The sequence below is a fragment of the Streptomyces sp. NA04227 genome (assembly GCF_013364195.1).
GTDB lineage: Bacteria > Actinomycetota > Actinomycetes > Streptomycetales > Streptomycetaceae > Streptomyces.
Genome location: NZ_CP054918.1, coordinates 170910 through 190342 on the forward strand (window position 1 = coordinate 170910; position 19433 = coordinate 190342).

Consider the following 19433-nt stretch of genomic DNA (forward strand, 5'->3'; position numbering starts at 1 on the left):
CTTTGTCAGGCGCTGTGTTCGAGGGTTTCGAAGTGGAGGTCCATCGGCAGTTCCTGGCGCCGGGTGATGCCGAGCTTGCGGTAGACACGCGTCAGGTGCTGCTCGACGGTGCTCACAGTGATGTAGAGCTTGGCCGAGATCTCCCGGTTGGTGTAGCCGTAGGCGGCGAGGGAGACCACCCGCTTCTCGGACTCGCTGAGCTGGTCGGTGTCGGTGGCGACGGCGGTCTCGGTGCGCTCCTTGCTGGGGGTGTTGGTCTTGCGCTCGCCACCGCTCTGGCCGGGCAGGATCTGCTCGGCCAGCGGCACCGCGCCGCACTGCGCGGCCAGGTGCCAGGCCCGGCGGGTCACCATCTGGGCCCGGCTGCCCTCGCCCAGCATCTGCAGGGTGCGCCCCAAGTCGGCCAGCGCACGGGCGAGTTCGTAGCGGTCGCCGGAGCGGCGCAGCTCGTCCACGGCCCGGGTCAGCAGCTTCGGCCGCTGCCGCAGTGCGGTGGTGGCCGCCCTCAGCCGAAGCGACACCCCGCGCAGGCGCGGGCTGCGGGCGTCCGGCGAGGCGAGCTGTTCGAGGACGAAGCGTTCGGCCTGACGGTGCTCCCCGAGCGCGAGCAGCGCCTCGGCCGCGTCGGTACGCCACGGCAGTTGCTGGGGACGGTCGAGACCCCAGCGGCGGGCCAGCCGGCCGGCGTCCAGAAACTCGCCGAGCGCGGCCTTGTGGCGGTGGGTGGCCAGGTAGTAATGGCCGCGTGCGCGAAGGAAGTTGAGCGAGTAGACGTTGGTGAACAGCTCCTCGGGGACGGTCATCTGGAGCTGGCGCGCCACGGCGTCGTAGCGGCCCATGGCCGTCTGGGCGAGGACCCGGGTGGCGGCCGGTCCGAAGAGGAAGAGGCCGCCGCGGTCGGCCACGGCGTCCATCGCCGCCGTGGCCTGCTGCTCCGCACCGGCGAGGTCGCCGAGCCGCAGTTGCGCCTCGGCCTGGAGGTGTCCGAAGACGGCGTTCCAGCCGGGGGCCTGGCTCGCCTCGGGGCGCAGGGTCCGGCACCAGGTCACGGCGCGGTCGGGGTGGTCGGTGTGCACCAGGGTCCGTACCGCCTGCACCATCGGGTCGAAGGTGCTGTGCGCCAGCGGGGTGCCCTCCAGGAGCCGGACGATCGCCTCCTCGTCGGCCTCCGTGCCGGGGTGGGTCCACAGCGAGGCGGAGGACCGCAGTTCGGGCGAGACCGTACGGGCCGCCTCGGCGGGCTGCTCCCCGGCGGGCTCCTCCGCGCCGCCGGGCTGCGGGGCGGTCCGGTCCTCGGCGGGCGGCAGCGCGAACAGTTCCCGCAGCGGGTCCTCGCGGGTGCTGCGCACCGAGCCGACGGCGGCCGAGCCGGAGGCACGTGTCACGTACTCCAGGGCCTCGGCGGCCTCCTCGATACGGCCCTGGGTGACGAGCAGCCGGGCGAGCTGGCCCGCCGCCGCGGCGCCGAGCCTCTCGGCGCGCAGCGCGGCGAGCGGACCGGCGAGGTACTGCTCGGCGGCGGCCGGGTTCAGCCGCCAGGAGACGGCGGAGAGCCGCAGTCCGAGCTCCCAGTCGCTGCGCTCGTCCTCGCTTGCCCTGCGCGCCAGTTCGAGACAGGCCACGACATAGCGCGAGTCGTCGTCGGCGACCAGGGACTGGCGCGCGGCCTCGTGCAGCGCGCGCACGGCCCACTCCCCCTCGCCCTCACCGGCGGCGAGCAGATGCCCGGCGACCGCGGCAGCGCGGCTGCCGCACTCGTCGAGGATGCGGGCGGCCCTGCCGTGCAGTGCGCGGCATTCCGTGGCCGTCAGGTCGTCGAGTACGGCGGCCACGGCCGCGGGATGGCTGAAGCGTCCGTCGCGGGTGAGTCCGGCGCTCCGCAGTGCGGCGAGACCGTGCCGGGTGGCGCTGGAGGTGGTGCCCGCGAGCCGGGCCACCAGTTCCTCGGTGGCGTCCTCGCCGAGCACCGCGACGGCGGAGGCGAGGGTACGTGCGTCGGGGCCGCTGCGGTGCAGACAGGTGAGCAGCGCCTTGGTGAACGGGCCGCCGGGCTCCGGGGACGGCCAGTCGTCGTCCTCGTACGTCGGGAGCGGCTGTTCGGCGAGCAGTGCGCGCAGCAGCAGCGGGTTGCCGCCGCTGAGTGCGTGCAGGCGCTCGGCGGGACCGGCGGGCACCGGGTGTCCGGCGTGTTCCCGCAGCAGCGCGGCGGTGCCCTGCGCGCTGAGGTGTTCCACGCGGACCCGGACGAAGCCGGGGTGGCGCAGCAGTTCGGTGCCGAGCACCGGGTTCTCGGCGCGCTCGTGCAGCGAGTCGGTGAGGACGAGCATGATCCGGGCGCGCCGTACCGCACGGGTCAGGTGCAGAAGGTAGGCGAGCGAGGGTCCGTCGGCCTGCTGAAGGTCGTCGACGCACAGGACCAGCGGCGTGGTCCGTGCGCTCTCCTTGAGGAGTTCGGTGAACTCCTGGGCGGCCGGTACGTGCCGGTGGTCGGTGCCCGAGGCCGCGGGCAGTTGGGCGAGCAGGTGCCGTACGAGTCCGTGCGGCCTGGTGTCGTTCTCCGTTCCGGCGCCGCGCAGTACGCGCGCGCCTCGTTCCTGTGCCAACTCGGCGCCGTATTGCAGAAGTTCCGTCCTTCCGCAGCCGACAGCGCCTTCGAGCAGGACAATTGACGCCGTTCCGGAAAAGCACGAGTCAAGTGCTTTTTCCATCCGCGCGAATTCCACAGCACGGTCCAAAAGTGTCACGAGCCGCCTCCCCCGTAATACAAATGTGGTTTCGTCCACGTCAGCAGCGCTCTCATCCTACGAACCGGCGAAGCTGCAGGAAGTGGCCACTAGTTGCGGGTCATGTTCTGACGTCGGCTGCACAGATTTTGCACAATCCGTCCGGACGGCCGGTTCGTTCGGAATCCGATGGACTCGGCAGCCTGCCAATCCAGCCTTTGATGGCCGAAAGAGCCGGTAGCCCGCACCGACTTTCCAGGTCGGGGAGCCGCCCGCATATGACACCGGAAGCGGCCTGGCGTGAAAGTTCGCGTGAGCGAGCACTCACTCACGGGGCGCCGCCGCCCACCGCCCTCGGCATGGTCCCGGCAAGCGGCCGCTTACGCGTGACGCTTCCCACATGTCTTCCCTGACAGACTCCTGACATCCCTCTGACCTCGGGGCGGTTTCGCGGACGCCCGGCGGACGGCAGAAGCCGTCGGGCACGCCAACGGGGCCGCCCCGCCGGAGACTTGTGCTCCGGCGGGGCGGCCCCGTTGGCTGCCAGTGGCTGCGGCTGTCGGTTCAGGCCGTGGTCAGCGTGCCCGTCCCGGCGCCGTCGAGTGCGGCGCGCTCGGCGTCGGTGAACGGCGGCCCGGCGAGGTCCACGTGCTTCTTGCCCTTGCGCAGCGCCGCCACCAGGTGCGGCGACTCCAGGCTGCCGACCGGCGCGGCGAGCGCGGTGACCTGCATGGCCGCGGCGCTGACCACCGGGTCGTGCAGCGCGGCGGTGCCGAGCAGGTCGGCGAACTGCTGCTCCTGGTCGCCGCGCGGGGTGATCCGCGGGTCCTGCGCGGTGACCTTCGTACCGGGGTAGCAGATGTCCTGGGTGGTGGCGAGCAGCCACGGGTCGTCCACGACCTTGGCCACCTTCTGCAGCACGGTGCGCGCGGTGGCGGCGGTCAGCCCGTTGCGGCCGAGCTCGGCGTCGAGGGCCTTGGCGCTGAGCGCGGAGCAGCTCATGCCGTGTCCGTAGACCGGGTTGAAGGCCGCGAAGGCGTCCCCGAGGACCAGCAGGCCGGCGGGCCAGTCGGCGACCCGGTCGTAGTAGAGCCGCCGGTTGACGGTGGAACGCGAGCCCTTGACCGGGCCGAGCGGCTCGGCCCGCTCCAGGAGTTCGGCGAGCACGGGGTGGCGCAGGCCGCGGGCGAAGTCGAGGAAGGAGTCGTCGTCCGTCGGCGGCTCGCCGCCCCGGGTGCCCGCCAGGGTGACCAGCCAGCGGCCGTCCTCGATCGGCACCAGCGCGCCGTTCTGACCCGGCTTGCCGAGCCCGGGCGCGGCCGCGACGTTGACCATCGGGAACTTGTCGGCAACCCCGGCCGGGGCCTTGAACACCCTGGTGGCATAAGCGATTCCGGAGTCGACGAGGTCCTCCTCGACCTCGCCGAGGCCCAGTTCGGGCAGCCAGCGGCGCATCGCGGAGGCGCGCCCGCCCGCGTCGACGACCAGGTCGGCGGTCAACTCCGTGCTCTGCCCGTCCTTGTCGCGCAGCCGCACACCCCTCACGCGCTCCGCGCTGCCGGTGAGCCCCAGGACGTCGGTCTCCTGGAGCACGGTGATCCGCTCGTCGGCCAGGGCCTGGCGACGGACCACCCAGTCGAGCAGGGCACGGCTGCAGGTGACCATGAACTGGCTGCCCGAGAAGCGGTTCTGCCAGCCGTGCGGGGTCAGCCACACGATGTCCCGCGGCAGGTAGAGGCGGTGCGCGCCCTCGGCGATCAACTGCTTGACGGTGCCCGGGAGTACGGCGTCGATCGCACGGGCACCGCCCGACCACAGAAGGTGTGCGTGGCGGGCCTGCGGGACGCCCTTGCGCAGTTCGGGTCCCTCGGGCAGCACGTCGCGTTCGACGACGGTGACCCGGTCCAGGTGCCGTGCCAGGACGGCGGATGTCAGCATTCCGGTCAGGCCGCCGCCGAGAACGACGGCGTGCGTTTCTCCGGTCATGAGTGGGTCGACCCTTCCGTCAGTCGCTGTACACGGGGAATTTCTCCCGGACGTCACGTGCGGCAATTCCGATCCCGGCGACGCTAGCACCGGCTCCGAGTACCCCTGAACCCCTAACCACCCCTAAGAAATAGCAGGCCACTTGGCGCTCACAGGGCCCGTTGCCACGATGTCCGTACGCCTGCCGGAAGGGGAGAAAATTCATGCTGGAAGAGGCGGCACTCAAGGAGCTGATCCTCGAACACACCAGGCGCGTCAACGCCAAGGACGTCGAAGGACTCCTCGCGCTGTACTCGCCGAAGGTGCGCTTCGAGGACCCGGTGGGCGCCGGGGCGCAGCAGGGGCACGCGGCGCTGCGCGCCCATGCGACCGGCGCTGTGACCAGCAACGCCGTGGAGCTGGCGGGCACTCCGGTGGCCGCACAGGACGGGGCGCACGCCGCGGTTCCGGTCGTCGCGACCATGGACTACCTGCCGCTGGGGCCCGTACTGACCCGGCACGGGGTGCTGCCCGCACCGGCCGATCCGACGGGTCAGCGGATGCAGTTCAATTTCCTGATGGTGATCCGTGCGGGCGCGGACGGACTTATCGAGGAGATGCGGGCCTACTGGGGTGCCAGTGACGTCGCACTCGTCGACGCGGCACAAGGAGGAAAGAATGCTTGACGAGGCGAAGCGCAAAGAGCTTGCCCTCGAACACTGCAAGCGCATGACGAGCGGTAACGTCGACTGGATGCTCGGGCTCTACACAAAGGACGTCCGGTTCGAGGACCCAGTCGGTTCCGTACCGATGATCGGGCACGACCAATTGCGTCCGCATTTCCAGCGGGCCGCCGAGGCGAAGACCGTCGATGTGGCGGGAGTTCCGGTGGCGGCACAGGACGGACTGCATGTCGCGATTCCCGTGGCCGTCTACATGAATTACCTTCCGCTCGGTCCCACACTGACCAAGCACGGCTATCTAGACAAGCCCGCCAACCCGTTCCAGAAGCGCATCAAGTTCGACCTCACCAGCATTTTCCGTACCGGTTCGCACGGCCTGATCGAAGCCGTGTGGGTCTATTGGGGCAAGTCCGATCTGTCACTCCTGGACCCCGGCGAGGAATGAGTCGTTCAGGTTACGTCCACACCAACGGGCCGCCCGCTCCTGTGAATTCAGGTGCGGGCGGCCCGTTCGGTATGTGCGCCGTCCGGTCCGGATTATCGAAACGGCCGGTCCGGACAGTGCCTCAGCCGGACCTCACGGTGCCAGGTCGCGCTTGCCGAAGAGCGCCGTACCCGCCGCCGTGAAGAGGGCGGCCACCGCGACGAGCGCGAGGAACGGCAGCGGCTCGGCGTCCGCGGCGGGCAGGGCGGGAAGGTGGGTGAACGGCGAGATGTCCCGGATCGCCTGCGGCAGATCGAGGAGGCCGCCGAGCTGGCCGACCACCAGGCACAGCGCGAGCCCGCCCCAGGCGGCACCCGAGGTGAGGTTCGGCAGGGCGCCGAAGACCACGACCACGAATCCGGCGAGCACCATCGCCGCGGGGGCCTGGGCGAGCGCGGCGCCCGTCAGGTCACCGAGCCCCTGGGCCAGGTCGTCGGAGGCGAGACCGTAGGTGAGGCCGGCCGCCACTCCCGAGACCAGGAGCAGGGCGACAACACCGAGTACGGACACCACGACATGGCCCGCGACCCAGCGGGCGCGGCTGACCGAGGTCGCCAGTACGGCCTCCAGGCGTCCCGAGGTCTCCTCGGCGCGCAGCCTGAGCAGCGCCTGCACGGTGAATCCGGCGGCGACCGCGCCGACCATCACCATCATCGAGGCGAAGAACACGCCCGCGGTGTCGTCCGTTCCGCCACCGCCGATCTTGCCGAGGGTGTCGGTGAGGTCCGCGTTGTCCTCCAGGGCGTCCGCCGCGGACTTACCGATGGCGCCGATCGTCGCACCGAGGATGGCGATGCCGACCAACCAGCCCAGCAGCGCGCCGCGTTGCAGCCGCCAGGCCAGGCCGAGCGGGCTGAGCAGGGCCGCGGGTGCCTCGGCCGGGCCGGGGCGGTCGGCGAGGAGTCCGGCGCCGAGGTCGCGCTCGGCCGACAGCCGCAGCGCCACCGTCATGGTGAGGGCGGCGAAGGCGAGCGGCAGGGCCAGTACCCACCAGCGGTGGTCGCCGTAGGGGTGCACCAGGGTCGCCCAGCCGATCGGCGACAGCCACGAGGGCCAAGCGCTGGTGACGACGGTGCCGTTCGCGGAGACGTCGCCGAGGGCGTCACCGACGCCGCGGATCAGGAAGGCCGCGCCGATGGCCGCTCCGGCAAGGGAGTTGGCGCCGCGCGAGGTGCCCGCGAGCTGGGCGGTGACGGCCGCGACACCGGCGAAGGCGAGACCGACGGAGGCGACTCCGGCCGCCGCGGCGAGCGATCCGGCGAGCGGCAGTCCGGCCAGCGGCAGGACGATCGCGAGGAAGATAAACAGGCCGATGTTGGCCTGGATGGCGAGCAACAGGGCGGCCATCAGGCCCGCCTGGCGGCCCACCGGCGCGGCGCCGATGAGCTCGGCCCGGCCGGTCTCCTCGTTCTGACGGGTGTGCCGCACCACGGCCATCGTGCTCATCAGGGCGGCAAGCACACACAGGTACGAGAAGACCTGGGCCATCGAGACGGCGCCCTCGCTGGAGCCGACGGGAGCGCCGCGGGTAAGCAGCAACGCCGGGTTGTCCGAGAGGAGTTCGACGGCGTCGATGCGCGCCTTCTCGTCCTTGTACGTGCTCTTGACGCTGTTGGCCGCGCTGTAGGCAAGAGCCGCCGTGCCGTACAGCCACACCGAGAGCTGGATGCGGTCGCGGCGGGTGGCGAGCTTGAGCAGGTGCTTGGTTCCGGTGTACTCGCTCATCGGGTGGCCGCTCCCGCCTTCGCCTTGCCGCCCTCGGACTCGGCCCCGTCCGCCTGCGCGGGGACGTCGCCGTAGTGCCGCATGAACAGCTCTTCGAGGGTGGGCGGCGCGCTGTTCAGCGAGACCACGCCGAAGCCGAGCACCTTCGAAAGCACCGTCTCCAACTGCCCGTTCTCCACGTCGAGGCTCAGGTGGGTGCCCTCGGCCACGACGTTGTGGACGCCGGGGACCGACTCGATGCCGGTGGCGGGGCGCTCGGTCTCGACGGTGAGCGAGGTCCGGGTCAGGTGGCGCAGCTCCTGAAGGGTGCCGGACTCCACGGTGCGGCCGCGGCGCACGATGCTGACGCGGTCGCACAGCGCTTCGACCTCGGCGAGGATGTGGCTGGACAGGAGCACGGTGCGGCCCTGCTCCTTGACCTCCTTGACGCAGTCCTGGAACACGGCCTCCATCAGCGGGTCGAGGCCGGAGGTGGGCTCGTCCAGGATCAGCAGCTCGGTGTCGCTCGCGAACGCCGAAACCAGGGCGACCTTCTGCCGGTTGCCCTTGGAGTAGGCGCGGCACTTCTTGGTCGGGTCGAGCTGGAAGCGCTCGATCAGTTCCTGCTTGCGGGACTTGTCGATGCCGCCGCGCAGGGTGCCGAACAGGTCGATGGCCTCGCCGCCGCTGAGGTTGCGCCACAGGCTGACATCACCGGGAACGTAGGCGAGCCGCTGGTGGATCTCGACGGCGTCGGCCCAGGGGTCCTTGCCCAGCAGGGTGGCCTTGCCCGCGGTCGGCTTGAGGAGGCCGAGCAGGGCGCGGATGGTGGTGGACTTGCCCGCACCGTTGGGGCCGAGGAAGCCGTGGACTTCCCCCGTCCGCACAGTGAGGTCGAGGCCGTCCAGCGCGCGGAACTTGCCGAAGAGCTTGGTCAGGCCCTCGGCGGTGATTGCGTACTCGGTGGGCGCCACAGCGCACCCCTTTCACGGTCTGATGTCTCGAGGATCGGGGCCAGGGTGCCGCCTCGGCAATCGAGCGCCATGCGGAATGAGACAGTCAGGGGTACTTACGGGTAGGGGCTAGGGGTTGACCCGTACGGAGGCTCCTCGGGAACGTTGCATGCATCACGAATCATTTCGAGGAGTGTCATGCCTGCCTCAGAGTCACAGTGCCCCGTCGTGCACGGGGCCGTGCGTGATTTCCCGTTCACCCCGATCGACGGCCTGGTCATCGAACCGATCCTGGCCGAGCTCCGCCGCGAGGAGCCGCTCAGCCGCATCCGCCTGCCCTACGGCGGCGAGGCGTGGCTGGCCACGCGCTACCAGGACGTGCGCGACGCGCTGGCGGATCCGCGGCTGAGCCGGGCCGCGGTGGTCAACGCGGACGTACCGCGCCGCCAGGAGATGCGCGTCGGGCCCGAAGGAATCATGTATATGGACCCGCCGGACCATTCACGGCTGCGGCGCCTGCTGACCAAGGCGTTCACCCGGCGCCGGGTCGAGATGCTGCGCCCGCGCGTCGCGCAGATCGCGGCCGAACTGGCCGAGAATCTCGCCTCGCAGGGGCCGGGCGCCGATCTGGTGGCAACGTTTTCCTGGCCCCTGCCAACACGTGTCATCTGCGAACTGCTCGGGGTGCCCTACGAGGACCGGGAGATCTTCAGCCGGGGCGCCGACGCGCTGATGCAGGGTGACACCCTGCCGCACGCCGAATTCACCGCCCGTATCAACGAGTTGTGTGTCTACCTCGCCCGGCTGATCGCCCAGCGCAGGGCCCGGCCGACCGGGGACATGCTCACCGCGCTCATCCAGGCCAGGGACGAGGAGGACCGGCTCACCGAGCAGGAACTGGTCTCCGTCTCGGTGGTCCTGCTCGCCGGTGGCCACGAGACCACGGCGAACCAGATCACCAACTTCCTGTACACCCTGCTGCGGCACCCCGGGCAACTGGCGCTGTTGCGCGAGAAACCGGAGCTGATGCCCCAGGCCGTGGACGAACTGATGCGGTACATCCCCCTGGGCACCGGACACCACGCGGCGATGATCGCGACCGAGGAGCTGGAACTGGGCGGACACAAGATCGCCGAGGGTGAATCCGTCTACGTGCACATCCACTCGGCCAACCGCGACCACGAGGTCTTCGAGAACCCGGACGACCTCGACCTCACCCGCGCGGACAACCACCACATGGGCTTCGGGCACGGTGTGCACTTCTGTGTGGGCGCCCAACTGGCCAGGATGGAACTGGGAGTTGCGCTGGAGGCCGTACTGAACCGGTTCCCCATCCTGGAACTGGACATCGCGGACGAGGCGATCGGCTGGCGTTCCAGCCTGCTGGTCCGCGGGCCGCTCGTGCTGCCGGTGCGCTGGTGAGCGCGGAGGGAGCGGCGGCGACCACGGGCTGGGAGGTCACCGTCGACCGGCTGTCGTGCTCGGGGACGGGGATGTGCGTGCACTCCGCCTCGGGGCACTTCGCCCTGGTGAACGGGCGCTCCCAGCCGGTTGGTTCACCCGTACCGCCCGACGACGCGGTCCTCGACGCCGCGGAGAACTGCCCGCTGGAGGCGATCCGGGTCGTGGACGTCGCCACCGGCAGGGTCCTCGCGCCCGAGGAGGACTGAGCGCCCAAGGGCCGATACGCACACACACCTTCGCTCCCTTCGGATCCGGCCGAAGGGAGCGAAGGTGTGTGGTGACTGAGCAAGAGCGCGGGCTCAGAACGAGTAGCGCATCACCCGGTTGTAGTGCCGCAGCGCCGGGATCGCGTTCATGATCTTGCAGACCACCCGCGAGGTCCACGGCATGTGGGCGATGTAGGGCGACTTGAAGAACGTCCACGCGTCGTTGTGGGTGACGCCCGGGTGCCACTGCTCCAGGGAGGCGGGCTCCGCCAGGCCCCAGACGAACTTCTTGCCGGAGGCCTTCACCGTCCAGTGCTTGTTCATCGCCTTCACCGAGAAGGGGGTGTAGGCGTCGAAGACCAGCTGGCCGCTGGGGAAGGTGGCGAACAGCTTCTGTACGAGGTTCTTGACCTCGTCCTCGGTGAAGTACACCAGCAGGCCCTCGGCGACGATGATCGTCGGCCGGTCGGTGGGTACCTGCTCCAGCCACGCCAGGTCCATCACCGAGGAGCCGATGATGTGGTGGTGGTCCCGGGTGGGGAACAGGCCCCGGTACAGCTCGGCGATCTCCGGCAGGTCCAGGTCGTACCACTCGACGGTGGCGGGCGGCTCGATACGGTGCACACGGCCGTCCAGGCCGGTGCCCAGGTGCAGGACGACCGCGTCGGGGTGCTCGTCGAGGAAGGAGCGGATCCAGCCGTCGATCAGCTCACCGCGGATGGCGAGGCTGATGGCGTCGTCGTCGCGCATCTTCAGCTTGCTGTAGTCGTACTCGATCGACTCGCTGACCTTCACCGCCATCCGGTCGCCCAGGATCGGCTTGGCGGACTTGGCGTCGTGGGCCCGCGAGTAGAGCGCGATCAGAAGGTTCTCGGTCTCAGCCGTGAACTGGGCCGGCTTCGTGTCCATGGGGGAACCGTCTTCCGTTTCGTGAGTGCGTGAGAGGTGCGGGTCAGCTCGCCGGTACGACGTCCGCGAAGGCGGCGAGGTCCTCGACGACCGCACGGATCACCTCGGCCTGGCGCGGCGTCAGGTAGAAGTGCCCGCCGGGGAAGGTGCGGAAGGTGAAGGGGCCGGTGGTGAGTCCGGCCCACTCCCGGGCCTCGGCGATGCTCACACGCGGGTCGGACTCTCCGGTGAGCGCGCTGACGGGCGAGGTGAGTGGCGGGCTCGCGCCGTCCGGGCGGTACCGGTAGGTCTCGATCGCCTTGTAGTCGCTGCGGATCGAGGGCAGCACCATGCGCAGCAGTTCCTCGTCGGCGAGGATGCCGGAGTCGGTGCCGCTGAGCGCGCGGATCTCGGCGATCAGGGCGTCGTCGCCGCGCTGGTGCACGTTCTCCTCACGGTGCACGGTGGGCGCCCGCCGGCCGGAGACGATCAGGCCCCGCAGCGGGGTCCCGTCGCGCTCGAACCTGCGGGCCAGCTCGAAGGAGAGCACCGCGCCCATGCTGTGGCCGAAGAGCACCATCGGCCGGTCGTTCCAGGGGCGCAGTGCCTCGTAGATCTCTTCCACCAGCGCCGCCGTGGTGTCGAGCAGCGGCTCGCTGCGCCGGTCCTGGCGGCCCGGGTACTGGATCGCCAGGACGTCGGCGTGCTCGGCGAGCGTCTGGGAGAAGGGAAAGAAGAAGGACGCGGAACCGCCGGCGTGCGGCAGGCACACCAGACGTACCGGCTTGTCGGGTGCGGGATGGAAGCGCCGTACCCACAGCTCGTTGTCGGCGTCCGGGGTGCCTTGCGTGCTCATGTCCGTGCGTTCTCCTTCGTTCCTGGTGTGGCTCGGTGCGGTCAGAGGCCGATGTCGGTCATACCCCAGAAGACGCGCAGGCTGTCGATCTTGCCCTCGGGGGTGAGGGTCAGGACGTCGACGGCGTTGATCTTCACGCGGGTCTTGTTCGGGTCGAGGATGTTGGTCATCTCCGCGGCCAAGGCCACGGCGACGGACTTGCCGTCCTGTCCGGCCGAGAGGTGGCCGGGCTCGACCTTGACCTCGGCGGTGACGTTGCTGTTGAAGTACTCGCGCTGCGCGGCGCGGCCCTCACGCACGTCCTTGCCGACCGGGTCCTCGATGGTGGCGTCCTCGGTGAAGAGCTCGAGGATCGCGTCCACGTCGCCCTCGTTCACCTTGCGGAAGTACTCCGCCACGATCTCCTTGCGCTTCTGCTCGTCCAGCATCCAGTCCTCCTGATGGTGATGGTGTTGCGCGCGGCAGGTTAGCCACGCGTTTTAGAGCGGCGCTTGTGCCGGGTGACGGTCGTCGGGGGACGGCCGTCAGATCCGGTGCGGCTCCCGCTGGAACGGGTAGGTCGGCAGGTCCGCGCGGCGGGCCCCCGATCCGGTGAACACGGCCGCCCAGTCGATGCGGGCACCGGCCACGTACCGCTCGGCGAGCAGGGCGAGCACCTCGGGTACGCCCGCCCGCGCGGCCTCGAAGGCCTCGGGGGCTGTGGTCGCCGGATCCGGTGCCGCGAAGGCGGCCGTCCAGAACGCGGCGTCCGCCAGGCGTTCCTCGGTGACTTCCTGCCCGTCCGTGGTGGTGAAGTGCCGGGCGGGCTCGGCGAGTTCCCTCTCGCGCAGGGCACGTCGTACGGCCTGTTCGCCCTCGCCGCCGGTGAGTGCGGCTAGCAGAGCCACGGCGTGTTCCAGGCCGAGGATCCCGGCCACGTGCGCGGCGGCGAGGGTGCCCGCGCCGTGGGCGCGCGGTTCGGCGGGGGCGATGCCCCAGCTCTCGCACAGCCGGTACAGCGCGACCTCGTGGGCGAAGGCCTCGGCCGCGGCGGGCGGCGGAGCCGGGAGTCGTACGTCGAGGTGGGCGCGGACCTCGTCCCAGGCCTCGGCGAACGCCGGGAAGGCGGCGCGCAGTTCCTCCGTCTCACGGCCCGTTCCGACGGCGCCGCCGGTGAACAGGACGGCGGTACGCGGGACTTCGACGGGTGCCGTGGTGACCGCGGGCGAGGGGCGGCCCTCGGCGACGGCGGTGAGCGCCTCGATGAGTCCCGCGCGGTCGGTGGCGACCACGGCGGCCCGGCTCTCGAAGCGGGCCCGGCCGGTCGCCAGCGAGTGGGCGAGGTCCAGCGGCGAGAGGTCCGTACGGTCCTCCAACGCGGCCCGCAGCAGGGCGGCTTGGTCCTTGAGCGCCTGCTCGGTACGGGCGGACAGCGGTACGGGTACGGGGCCTCCGGCCGCCCCGGCAGCGGTGGGCGTCCGGTGACCCGGAGCCTCGGGTGCCTCCTCCAGGATGATGTGGGCCTCGGTGCCGCTGGCGCCGAGCGAGGTCACACCCGCCCGCCGCGGACCCTCGGCGCGCTGCCAGGCGGTGGCCTCGGTGACGAGTTCCACGGCACCCGCCGACCAGTCGACCCGGCTCGCGGGCTCCTTGATGTGCAGGGTCTGCGGCAAGAGGCCGTGGCGCATCGACAGGACGGTCTTGATCACGCCGGTGATGCCCGAAGCGGCCTGCGGGTGACCGATGTTGGACTTGACGGTGCCGAGCTTCAGCGGCCTACCCTCGGGCCGTTCCCTTCCGTACGTGGCGAGCAGTGCCTCGGCCTCGACGGCGTCGCCGAGCGGGGTGCCGGTGCCGTGTGCCTCGACCACGTCGATCTGGGCGGCGCCGAGCCCGGCGTCGGCGAGCGCGTCGCGGATGAGGCGCTGCTGCGAGGCCCCGTTGGGCGCGGTGAGACCGTTGCTGGCGCCGTGGTGACCGACCGCCGAGCCACGGACCACGGCGAGCACCTGGTGGCCCGACTCCCGTGCCCGAGACAGCCGTTCGACGAGGATCATCGCGGCTCCCTCGCCCCAGCCGGTGCCGTCCGCGTCCTCGGAGAAGGGCTTGCATCGGCCGTCGGCGGCGGCGCCGCCCATGTGGTGCCAGGCGACGGGGCTGGACAGGACGGTGACACCGCCGGCGAGGGCCATGGTGCTCTCGCCGTGCCGCACGGAGCGCACCGCGAGGTGCAGGGCGACGGCGGACGAGGAGCAGCCGGTGTCGACGGTCAGGGTGGGTCCGTTGAGGTTGAGCGCGTAGGCGAGGCGGCCGGAGGCGATGGCCGGGGCGATGCCGCTGCCGAGGTGCGGTTCGCTCTCGGTGGGGATGCGCTCGGAGGGCAGGAAGCCCTGGTAGCCGAGGCCCGCGAAGACGCCGACCTTCTCGTCGGTCAGGGCGCGCGGGTCGACTCCGGCCCGTTCGAAGGACTCCCAGGCCAGTTCGAGCAGGAGGCGCTGCTGCGGGTCCATGACCATGGCCTCGTGCGGCGAGATGCCGAAGAACTCGGCGTCGAAGTCGTGGATGCCGTGCAGCAGTCCGGCCTGGCTGAGCATCCGTACGGCCTGCGGGTCGCCCTGGCTGCCGTCGCCGAAGAGCGCCTCGGTGTTCCAGCCGCGGTCCCCCGGCAGGTCACCGACGAGGTCCTCCCCCGCGGCCACCGCCCGCCACAGTTCCTCCGGGCTGCTGATGCCTCCGGCCAGCCGGCAGCTCATGCCGACGATGACCACCGGGTCGTCGTCCACGGCGGCCGCGCCCGGCGTCGCCGCGACGGTCCGCGCCTCGTCCGCGGCGGTGCCGAGGAGTTCGCCGCCGAGGAAGCGGGCGAGCGCCGTCGGGTTCGGGTGGTCGAAGACCAAAGTGGTGGGCAGCTTGAGTCCGGTGGCGGCGGTGAGCCGGTTGCGCAGTTCGACGACGGTCAGCGAGTCGAAGCCGATCTCGCGGAAGGCGCGGCCGGGTTCGACGTCCTCGGCCCCGGCGTGGCCGAGCACCGAGGCGGCCTGGCCGCGCACCAGGTCGAGCAGCAACTGCTCCCGCTCGGCGGGTGCGGCGGCGCGCAGTTCGCGCACCAGGTCGGAGGCGGACTCCTCGGCCTCCTTGGGCGCGGTGCCCACGGCCGGGGCGAGCGTCCCGCGGACCTCCGGCAGATCGCCGATCAGGGCGCTGGGCCGCTCGGAGGTGAATCCGGGCGCGAACCTCTCCCAGTTCATGTCGGCCACGGCCACGAAGGTCTCGTCGTGCTCGACGGCCTGTCGCAGCGCCGCGAGCGCGCGCTCGGGCGGCATCTCGTTGACGCCGCGCCGACGCATGTACTCCCCCGCGCCCTCCAGCGCCATCATGCCGCCGCTCCAGCCGCCCCAGGCGATGGAGGTGGCACTCAGGCCGCGGGCACGGCGCTGTTCGGCGAGTGCGTCGAGGTAGGCGTTGGCGGCCCCGTACGCGGTGTGCCGCCCGGCGCCCCAGACGCCGGAGCTGGAGGAGAACAGCACGAAGGCGTCGAGTTCGCGCTCGCCGAGGAGGGCGTCCAGGTGTGCGGCACCGCGCACCTTGCCCGCGGTCAGCTGGGCGAAGTCCTCGGCGGTGGTGTCCGTGGCGAGAGTGGACTGCGGCAGCCCGGCGGCGTGTACGACGGCGCTGAGCGGCTGGTCCTCGGGCACGGCGGCCAGTACGGCGGCGAGCGCGTCCCGGTCGGCGGCGTCGCAGGCCGCCAGGGTGACCTCGGTGCCCGACTCCCTTATTTCCCGGGCGAGTTCGGCGGCTCCGGGCGCCTCGGGCCCGCGCCTGCTGGTGAGGACGAGGTGTGCGGCGCCGTTCTCGGCCAGCCAGCGGGCCACATGGGCGCCGACCCCGCCCGTACCGCCCGTGACGAGTACCGTCCCGCGCGGCTGCCAGACCCGCTCCGGGGCGGCGTCGTGCAGCGGCCGCCGCGTCAGGCGTCGGCCGAAGGTTCCGGTGGCGCGGACGGCGAGCTGGTCCTCGTCGCCGATACCCGCGAGCGCCTTCGCCACCCGGCCGAGCGCGCGCTCGTCGAGGGTGGCGGGCAGGTCGATCAACCCGCCCCAGACTGCGGGCAGTTCGAGCGCCACGGCCCGGCCGAGACCCCACAGCGCGGCCTGGTCCGGCAGCGCGGGCCGGTCGCCCTGGCCGACCGAGACGGCCCCGCTCGTGGCGCACCACAGGGGCGCGGTGACGGAGGCGTCGGCGAGCGCCTGGACGAGTACGAGGGTGGCGGCGGGGTCGGCTCCGGCCGGTGTGCCAAGGAGCGAGAGGATGCCGCGCAGCTCGGGCAACGTGCCGCTGGTGTCGGCCAGTTGAGCCGACAGCGCGGTACGTCCGAGGGCGAGTGGATCGGTTTCCAGGACGACACTCTCGGCGCCGTTCGCGGTCAGCCCGGCGGCGAGCGCGGCGGCCCTGCCGTCCGGGTCCCCGCCCTCCGGGGCGACGATCAGCCAGGTCCCGTCGAGCGTGGCCCCGGCGGCGGTGACCGGCTTCCACGCGATGCCGTAGCGCCAGGAGTCCAGGGCCGACCGCTCCCGCTGGGCGCGCCGCCAGGAGCCGAGCGCGGGCAGCAGCTCGCCGAGCGCGGCCCTCGCGGACTCACTGTCCAGGCTCGCGACCGTGCCGGTCAGCGCGGCGAGGTCCTCCCGCTCCACGGCGTCCCAGAAGGCCTCTTCCACCTCGTCCACGGCGTGCCGCTCCCCCACCCCTTCGGGCTGGGCGGCACCGGACGTCAGCCAGTAGCTCTGCCGCTGGAAGGCGTAGGTCGGCAGGTCGACACGGCGGGCGCCGCCTGCGGCGAAGACGGCGTTCCAGTCGACGGCCACGCCCCGGGTCCAGGCCTCGGCGAGGGACGTCAACACCCGTCGCAGACCGCCTTCTTGACGACGGAGCGTGCCCTGCGCGACGACCTCCGCACCCGCGTCGTCGGCCGTCTCCGATATGCCGTACGTCAGGACAGGGTGCGCACTCGACTCCACGAACACGTCGAAACCGTCGGCGAGCAGAGCCCGTACGACCGGCTCGAAGCTCACCGGGCGACGGCAGTTCTCGTACCAGTACGCGGCATCCAACTCGACGCCGGTCAACGCCTCACCCGTGACCGTCGAGTACAGCGGAACACTGCCCTCACGCGGCTCCACGAAGGACAACAGGTCAAGGATGCGGTCATGCAGCGGGTCGACCTGCGCACAGTGCGAAGCGACCGTCGAACCGATCACCTTCGCGCGGACTTCCTCCGCCTCCAGCTCCGCCACCAGCTCTTCCAGAGCCGGGACTTCACCAGCGACCGTCACCGAACGCGGACCATTGTTCCCCGCGATCGACAACGCGTCCCCGAACCGGGCGATACGCGTCTCGACTTCGGCAGCGGGCAACGACACCGAGGCAACCGCGCCCTTGCCCACAAGCTCGTCGGCGAAGAGCTGAGACCTCAACACCACGATCCGCGCGGCGTCCTCCAGCGACAACGCACCCGACACCGCAGCAGCCGCGATCTCACCCTGCGAATGCCCCACCACCGCATCCGGCTCGACACCCACCGACCGCCACACAGCAGCCAGCGACACCATCACCGTGAACAACACCGGCTGAAGCACCTCGATGCGCTCCAGCGACGGCGCACCTTCACCGCCCCGCACGACCGCCTCGACCGACCAGTCGACATACGCCTCCACCGCGCCCGCCACCTCGGCGAAGCGCTCCGCGAACACCGGGGAAGAGTCCAGGAGTTCGACCGCCATGCCCTCCCACTGCGAACCCTGCCCCGGGAACACGAACACCGTCTTCCCGGACACGTCGGCGACGCCCGAGACGGCCGGGGCCTCAAGTCCCGTCAGGAGCTGGTCGGTTGTGGTGCCGAGGGCGACGCTGCGGTGCTCGAAGACGGCGCGGGTGGCGGCCAGCGAGTGGCCGAGGTCGCGGGGGGCGAGGTCGGGGTGTGCGGCGACGTACCGGGCCAGGCGGGAGCGCTGGGCCTGAAGGGCGGCGGCGCTCTTGGCGGAGACGATCCAGGGCAGGAGGGCGCCTTCGCCTGCGAGGGCGGGGCCCTCGTCGGTGGCCGCGGGGGCCTCCTCCGGCGTCGGTTCGGGTGCCTCTTCGAGGATGGCGTGGGCGTTGGTGCCGCTGAGGCCGAAGGAGGAGACGGCGGCGCGCCGGGGGCGGCCGGTCTCGGGCCAGTCGCGCGGTTCGAGGAGGAGTTCCACGGCGCCCGCGGACCAGTCGATGTGCGAGGACGGTTCGTCCACGTGCAGGGTCTTGGGCAGCTTGGCGTGCCGTAGTGCCTGCACGGTCTTGATGACACCGCCGACGCCCGCCGCGGCCTGTGCGTGGCCGATGTTGGACTTGATCGAGCCGAGCAGCAGCGGGTGGTGCTCGCCGCGGTCCTTGCCGTAGGTGGCCATCAGGGCGTGCGCCTCGATGGGGTCGCCGAGCCGGGTACCGGTGCCGTGGGCCTCCACCGCGTCGACGTCCTGCGGCTGGAGGCGGGCGTTGGCCAGGGCCTGGCGGATGACGCGCTGCTGGGCGCGTCCGCTGGGGGCGGTGAGGCCGTTGCTGGCGCCGTCCTGGTTGACGGCGGTGCCGCGGATGACGGCGAGGACGGGGTGGTTCCTGCGGCGGGCCTCGGAGAGGCGTTCGAGCAGGAGCAGGCCGACGCCCTCGGACCAGCCGGTGCCGTCGGCGCCCGCGGCGAACGCCTTGCAGCGCCCGTTGAAGGCCATGACCTGCTGCTCGCTGAAGCCGACGAACAGTCCGGGGGTGGCCATCACGGTGACGCCGCCGGTGAGCGCCATCGAGCACTCGCCTTGCCGCAGGGCCTGTACGGCCTGGTGCAGGGCGACCAGGGAGGAGGAGCAGGCGGTGTCGAGGGTGACGGCCGGCCCCTCGAGGCCGAAGGTGTACGAGAGGCGTCCGGCGATGACGCTGGCGACGCCGCCGGTGACGAGGTGTCCGGCGACACCTTCGGGTACGTCGGTGAGGTTCTGCCCGTAGGCGGGCTGGGTGGCGCCGACGAAGACACCGGTCGGGCTGCCCTTGAGGGTGGCCGGATCGATGCCCGCGCGCTCGAAGGTCTCCCAGGCCGATTCGAGCAGCAGCCGCTGCTGCGGGTCCATGGCGAGCGCCTCGCGCGGGGAGATCCCGAAGAAGGCGGGGTCGAACTCGTCGGCGTTGTGCACGAAGCAGGCCTCGGTGGCCACGCTGCCGCCGTCCTCGGGGTCGTGCAGTTCGGCGAGGTCCCAGCCGCGGTTGACGGGGAACTCGGTGACGGCGTCGCCGCCGCCGAGGACGAACTCCCAGAGTTCTTCCGGGGATTCGACGCCGCCCGGGTAGCGGCAGCTCATCGCGACGACCGCGATGGGTTCGTGCGGCGCGTCGGTGAGTTTGCGGTTCTGCTCGCGCAGGTTCGCGGTCTCGGTCAGGGATGCCCGCAGCGCTTCGACGAGCTTGTCCGAAGAGGAACTTGGGGTACTCATGGCTGTGATCTCCGCTCCAC

12 protein-coding genes are annotated in these 19433 nt (G+C 71.4%); 4 read left to right on the forward strand and 8 right to left on the reverse strand.

The genetic code is table 11. The features are described from left to right. Positions 1-5: 5 nt before the first annotated feature. A complete protein-coding gene (locus tag HUT18_RS00735) occupies positions 6-2783 on the reverse strand; it encodes an AAA family ATPase (protein ID WP_368661501.1) in 2778 nt (925 codons plus the stop codon). Between the two features lie 504 nt (positions 2784-3287). Beyond that, on the reverse strand, positions 3288-4709 hold the full coding sequence (locus tag HUT18_RS00740) for an NAD(P)/FAD-dependent oxidoreductase (RefSeq protein WP_176096837.1): 1422 nt from the start codon (positions 4707-4709) through the stop codon (positions 3288-3290). Between the two features lie 203 nt (positions 4710-4912). Here HUT18_RS00740 and HUT18_RS00745 point away from each other — a divergent pair, with 203 nt between their 5' ends. Both HUT18_RS00745 and HUT18_RS00750 read left to right on the forward strand, forming a co-directional pair. Further along, on the forward strand, positions 4913-5374 hold the full coding sequence (locus tag HUT18_RS00745) for a nuclear transport factor 2 family protein (RefSeq protein WP_176096838.1): 462 nt from the start codon (positions 4913-4915) through the stop codon (positions 5372-5374). Beyond that, positions 5367-5816, forward strand: a complete 450-nt coding sequence (locus tag HUT18_RS00750; RefSeq protein WP_176096840.1) for a nuclear transport factor 2 family protein — start codon at positions 5367-5369, stop codon at positions 5814-5816. Before HUT18_RS00745 ends, HUT18_RS00750 begins: the two co-directional genes overlap by 8 nt. A gap of 132 nt (positions 5817-5948) precedes the next feature. Here HUT18_RS00750 and HUT18_RS00755 read toward each other — a convergent pair whose 3' ends face one another. Together HUT18_RS00755 and HUT18_RS00760 are read right to left on the reverse strand one after the other, a co-directional pair. Next, on the reverse strand, positions 5949-7580 hold the full coding sequence (locus HUT18_RS00755) for an ABC transporter permease (protein WP_176096842.1): 1632 nt from the start codon (positions 7578-7580) through the stop codon (positions 5949-5951). Then, the gene (locus HUT18_RS00760; RefSeq protein WP_176096843.1) at positions 7577-8533 is read right to left on the reverse strand and encodes an ABC transporter ATP-binding protein; all 957 of its coding nucleotides are present in this window, start codon (positions 8531-8533) and stop codon (positions 7577-7579) included. The genes HUT18_RS00755 and HUT18_RS00760 overlap by 4 nt, the downstream gene beginning before the upstream one ends. Positions 8534-8710: 177 nt before the next feature. Between HUT18_RS00760 and HUT18_RS00765 the strand changes: the two genes are divergently transcribed. Next, positions 8711-9934: a cytochrome P450 gene (locus tag HUT18_RS00765; protein WP_176096845.1), complete on the forward strand. Its 1224-nt coding sequence runs from the start codon at positions 8711-8713 to the stop codon at positions 9932-9934. Continuing rightward, positions 9931-10182, forward strand: a complete 252-nt coding sequence (locus HUT18_RS00770; RefSeq protein WP_176096847.1) for a ferredoxin — start codon at positions 9931-9933, stop codon at positions 10180-10182. The genes HUT18_RS00765 and HUT18_RS00770 overlap by 4 nt, the downstream gene beginning before the upstream one ends. A 93-nt stretch (positions 10183-10275) precedes the next feature. On the opposite strand, the gene HUT18_RS00775 is transcribed toward HUT18_RS00770, so the two are convergent. From HUT18_RS00775 to HUT18_RS00790, 4 genes are all read right to left on the reverse strand, one after another. Then, a complete protein-coding gene (locus HUT18_RS00775) occupies positions 10276-11091 on the reverse strand; it encodes a class I SAM-dependent methyltransferase (RefSeq protein ID WP_176096849.1) in 816 nt (271 codons plus the stop codon). Positions 11092-11134: 43 nt separating this feature from the next. Further along, entirely contained in the window at positions 11135-11926 is a 792-nt protein-coding gene (locus tag HUT18_RS00780; protein WP_303246527.1) for a thioesterase II family protein, read from the reverse strand. Between the two features lie 41 nt (positions 11927-11967). Further along, a complete protein-coding gene (locus tag HUT18_RS00785) occupies positions 11968-12354 on the reverse strand; it encodes a nuclear transport factor 2 family protein (protein ID WP_176096851.1) in 387 nt (128 codons plus the stop codon). A gap of 96 nt (positions 12355-12450) precedes the next feature. Beyond that, complete coding sequence (locus HUT18_RS00790) at positions 12451-19413, reverse strand: type I polyketide synthase (RefSeq protein ID WP_176096853.1); 6963 nt, start codon at positions 19411-19413, stop codon at positions 12451-12453. Positions 19414-19433 lie beyond the last annotated feature (20 nt).

What these genes read in the sequence shown, in the direction of transcription:
- HUT18_RS00740 (WP_176096837.1), bottom strand. Translation starts at nt 4,709, where the DNA reads ATGACCGGAGAAACGCACGCCGTCGTTCTCGGCGGCGGCCTGACCGGA.
- HUT18_RS00745 (WP_176096838.1), top strand. Translation starts at nt 4,913, where the DNA reads ATGCTGGAAGAGGCGGCACTCAAGGAGCTGATCCTCGAACACACCAGG.
- HUT18_RS00750 (WP_176096840.1), top strand. Translation starts at nt 5,367, where the DNA reads ATGCTTGACGAGGCGAAGCGCAAAGAGCTTGCCCTCGAACACTGCAAG.
- HUT18_RS00755 (WP_176096842.1), bottom strand. Translation starts at nt 7,580, where the DNA reads ATGAGCGAGTACACCGGAACCAAGCACCTGCTCAAGCTCGCCACCCGC.
- HUT18_RS00765 (WP_176096845.1), top strand. Translation starts at nt 8,711, where the DNA reads ATGCCTGCCTCAGAGTCACAGTGCCCCGTCGTGCACGGGGCCGTGCGT.
- HUT18_RS00775 (WP_176096849.1), bottom strand. Translation starts at nt 11,091, where the DNA reads ATGGACACGAAGCCGGCCCAGTTCACGGCTGAGACCGAGAACCTTCTG.
- HUT18_RS00780 (WP_303246527.1), bottom strand. Translation starts at nt 11,926, where the DNA reads ATGAGCACGCAAGGCACCCCGGACGCCGACAACGAGCTGTGGGTACGG.
- HUT18_RS00785 (WP_176096851.1), bottom strand. Translation starts at nt 12,354, where the DNA reads ATGCTGGACGAGCAGAAGCGCAAGGAGATCGTGGCGGAGTACTTCCGC.
- HUT18_RS00790 (WP_176096853.1), bottom strand. Translation starts at nt 19,413, where the DNA reads ATGAGTACCCCAAGTTCCTCTTCGGACAAGCTCGTCGAAGCGCTGCGG.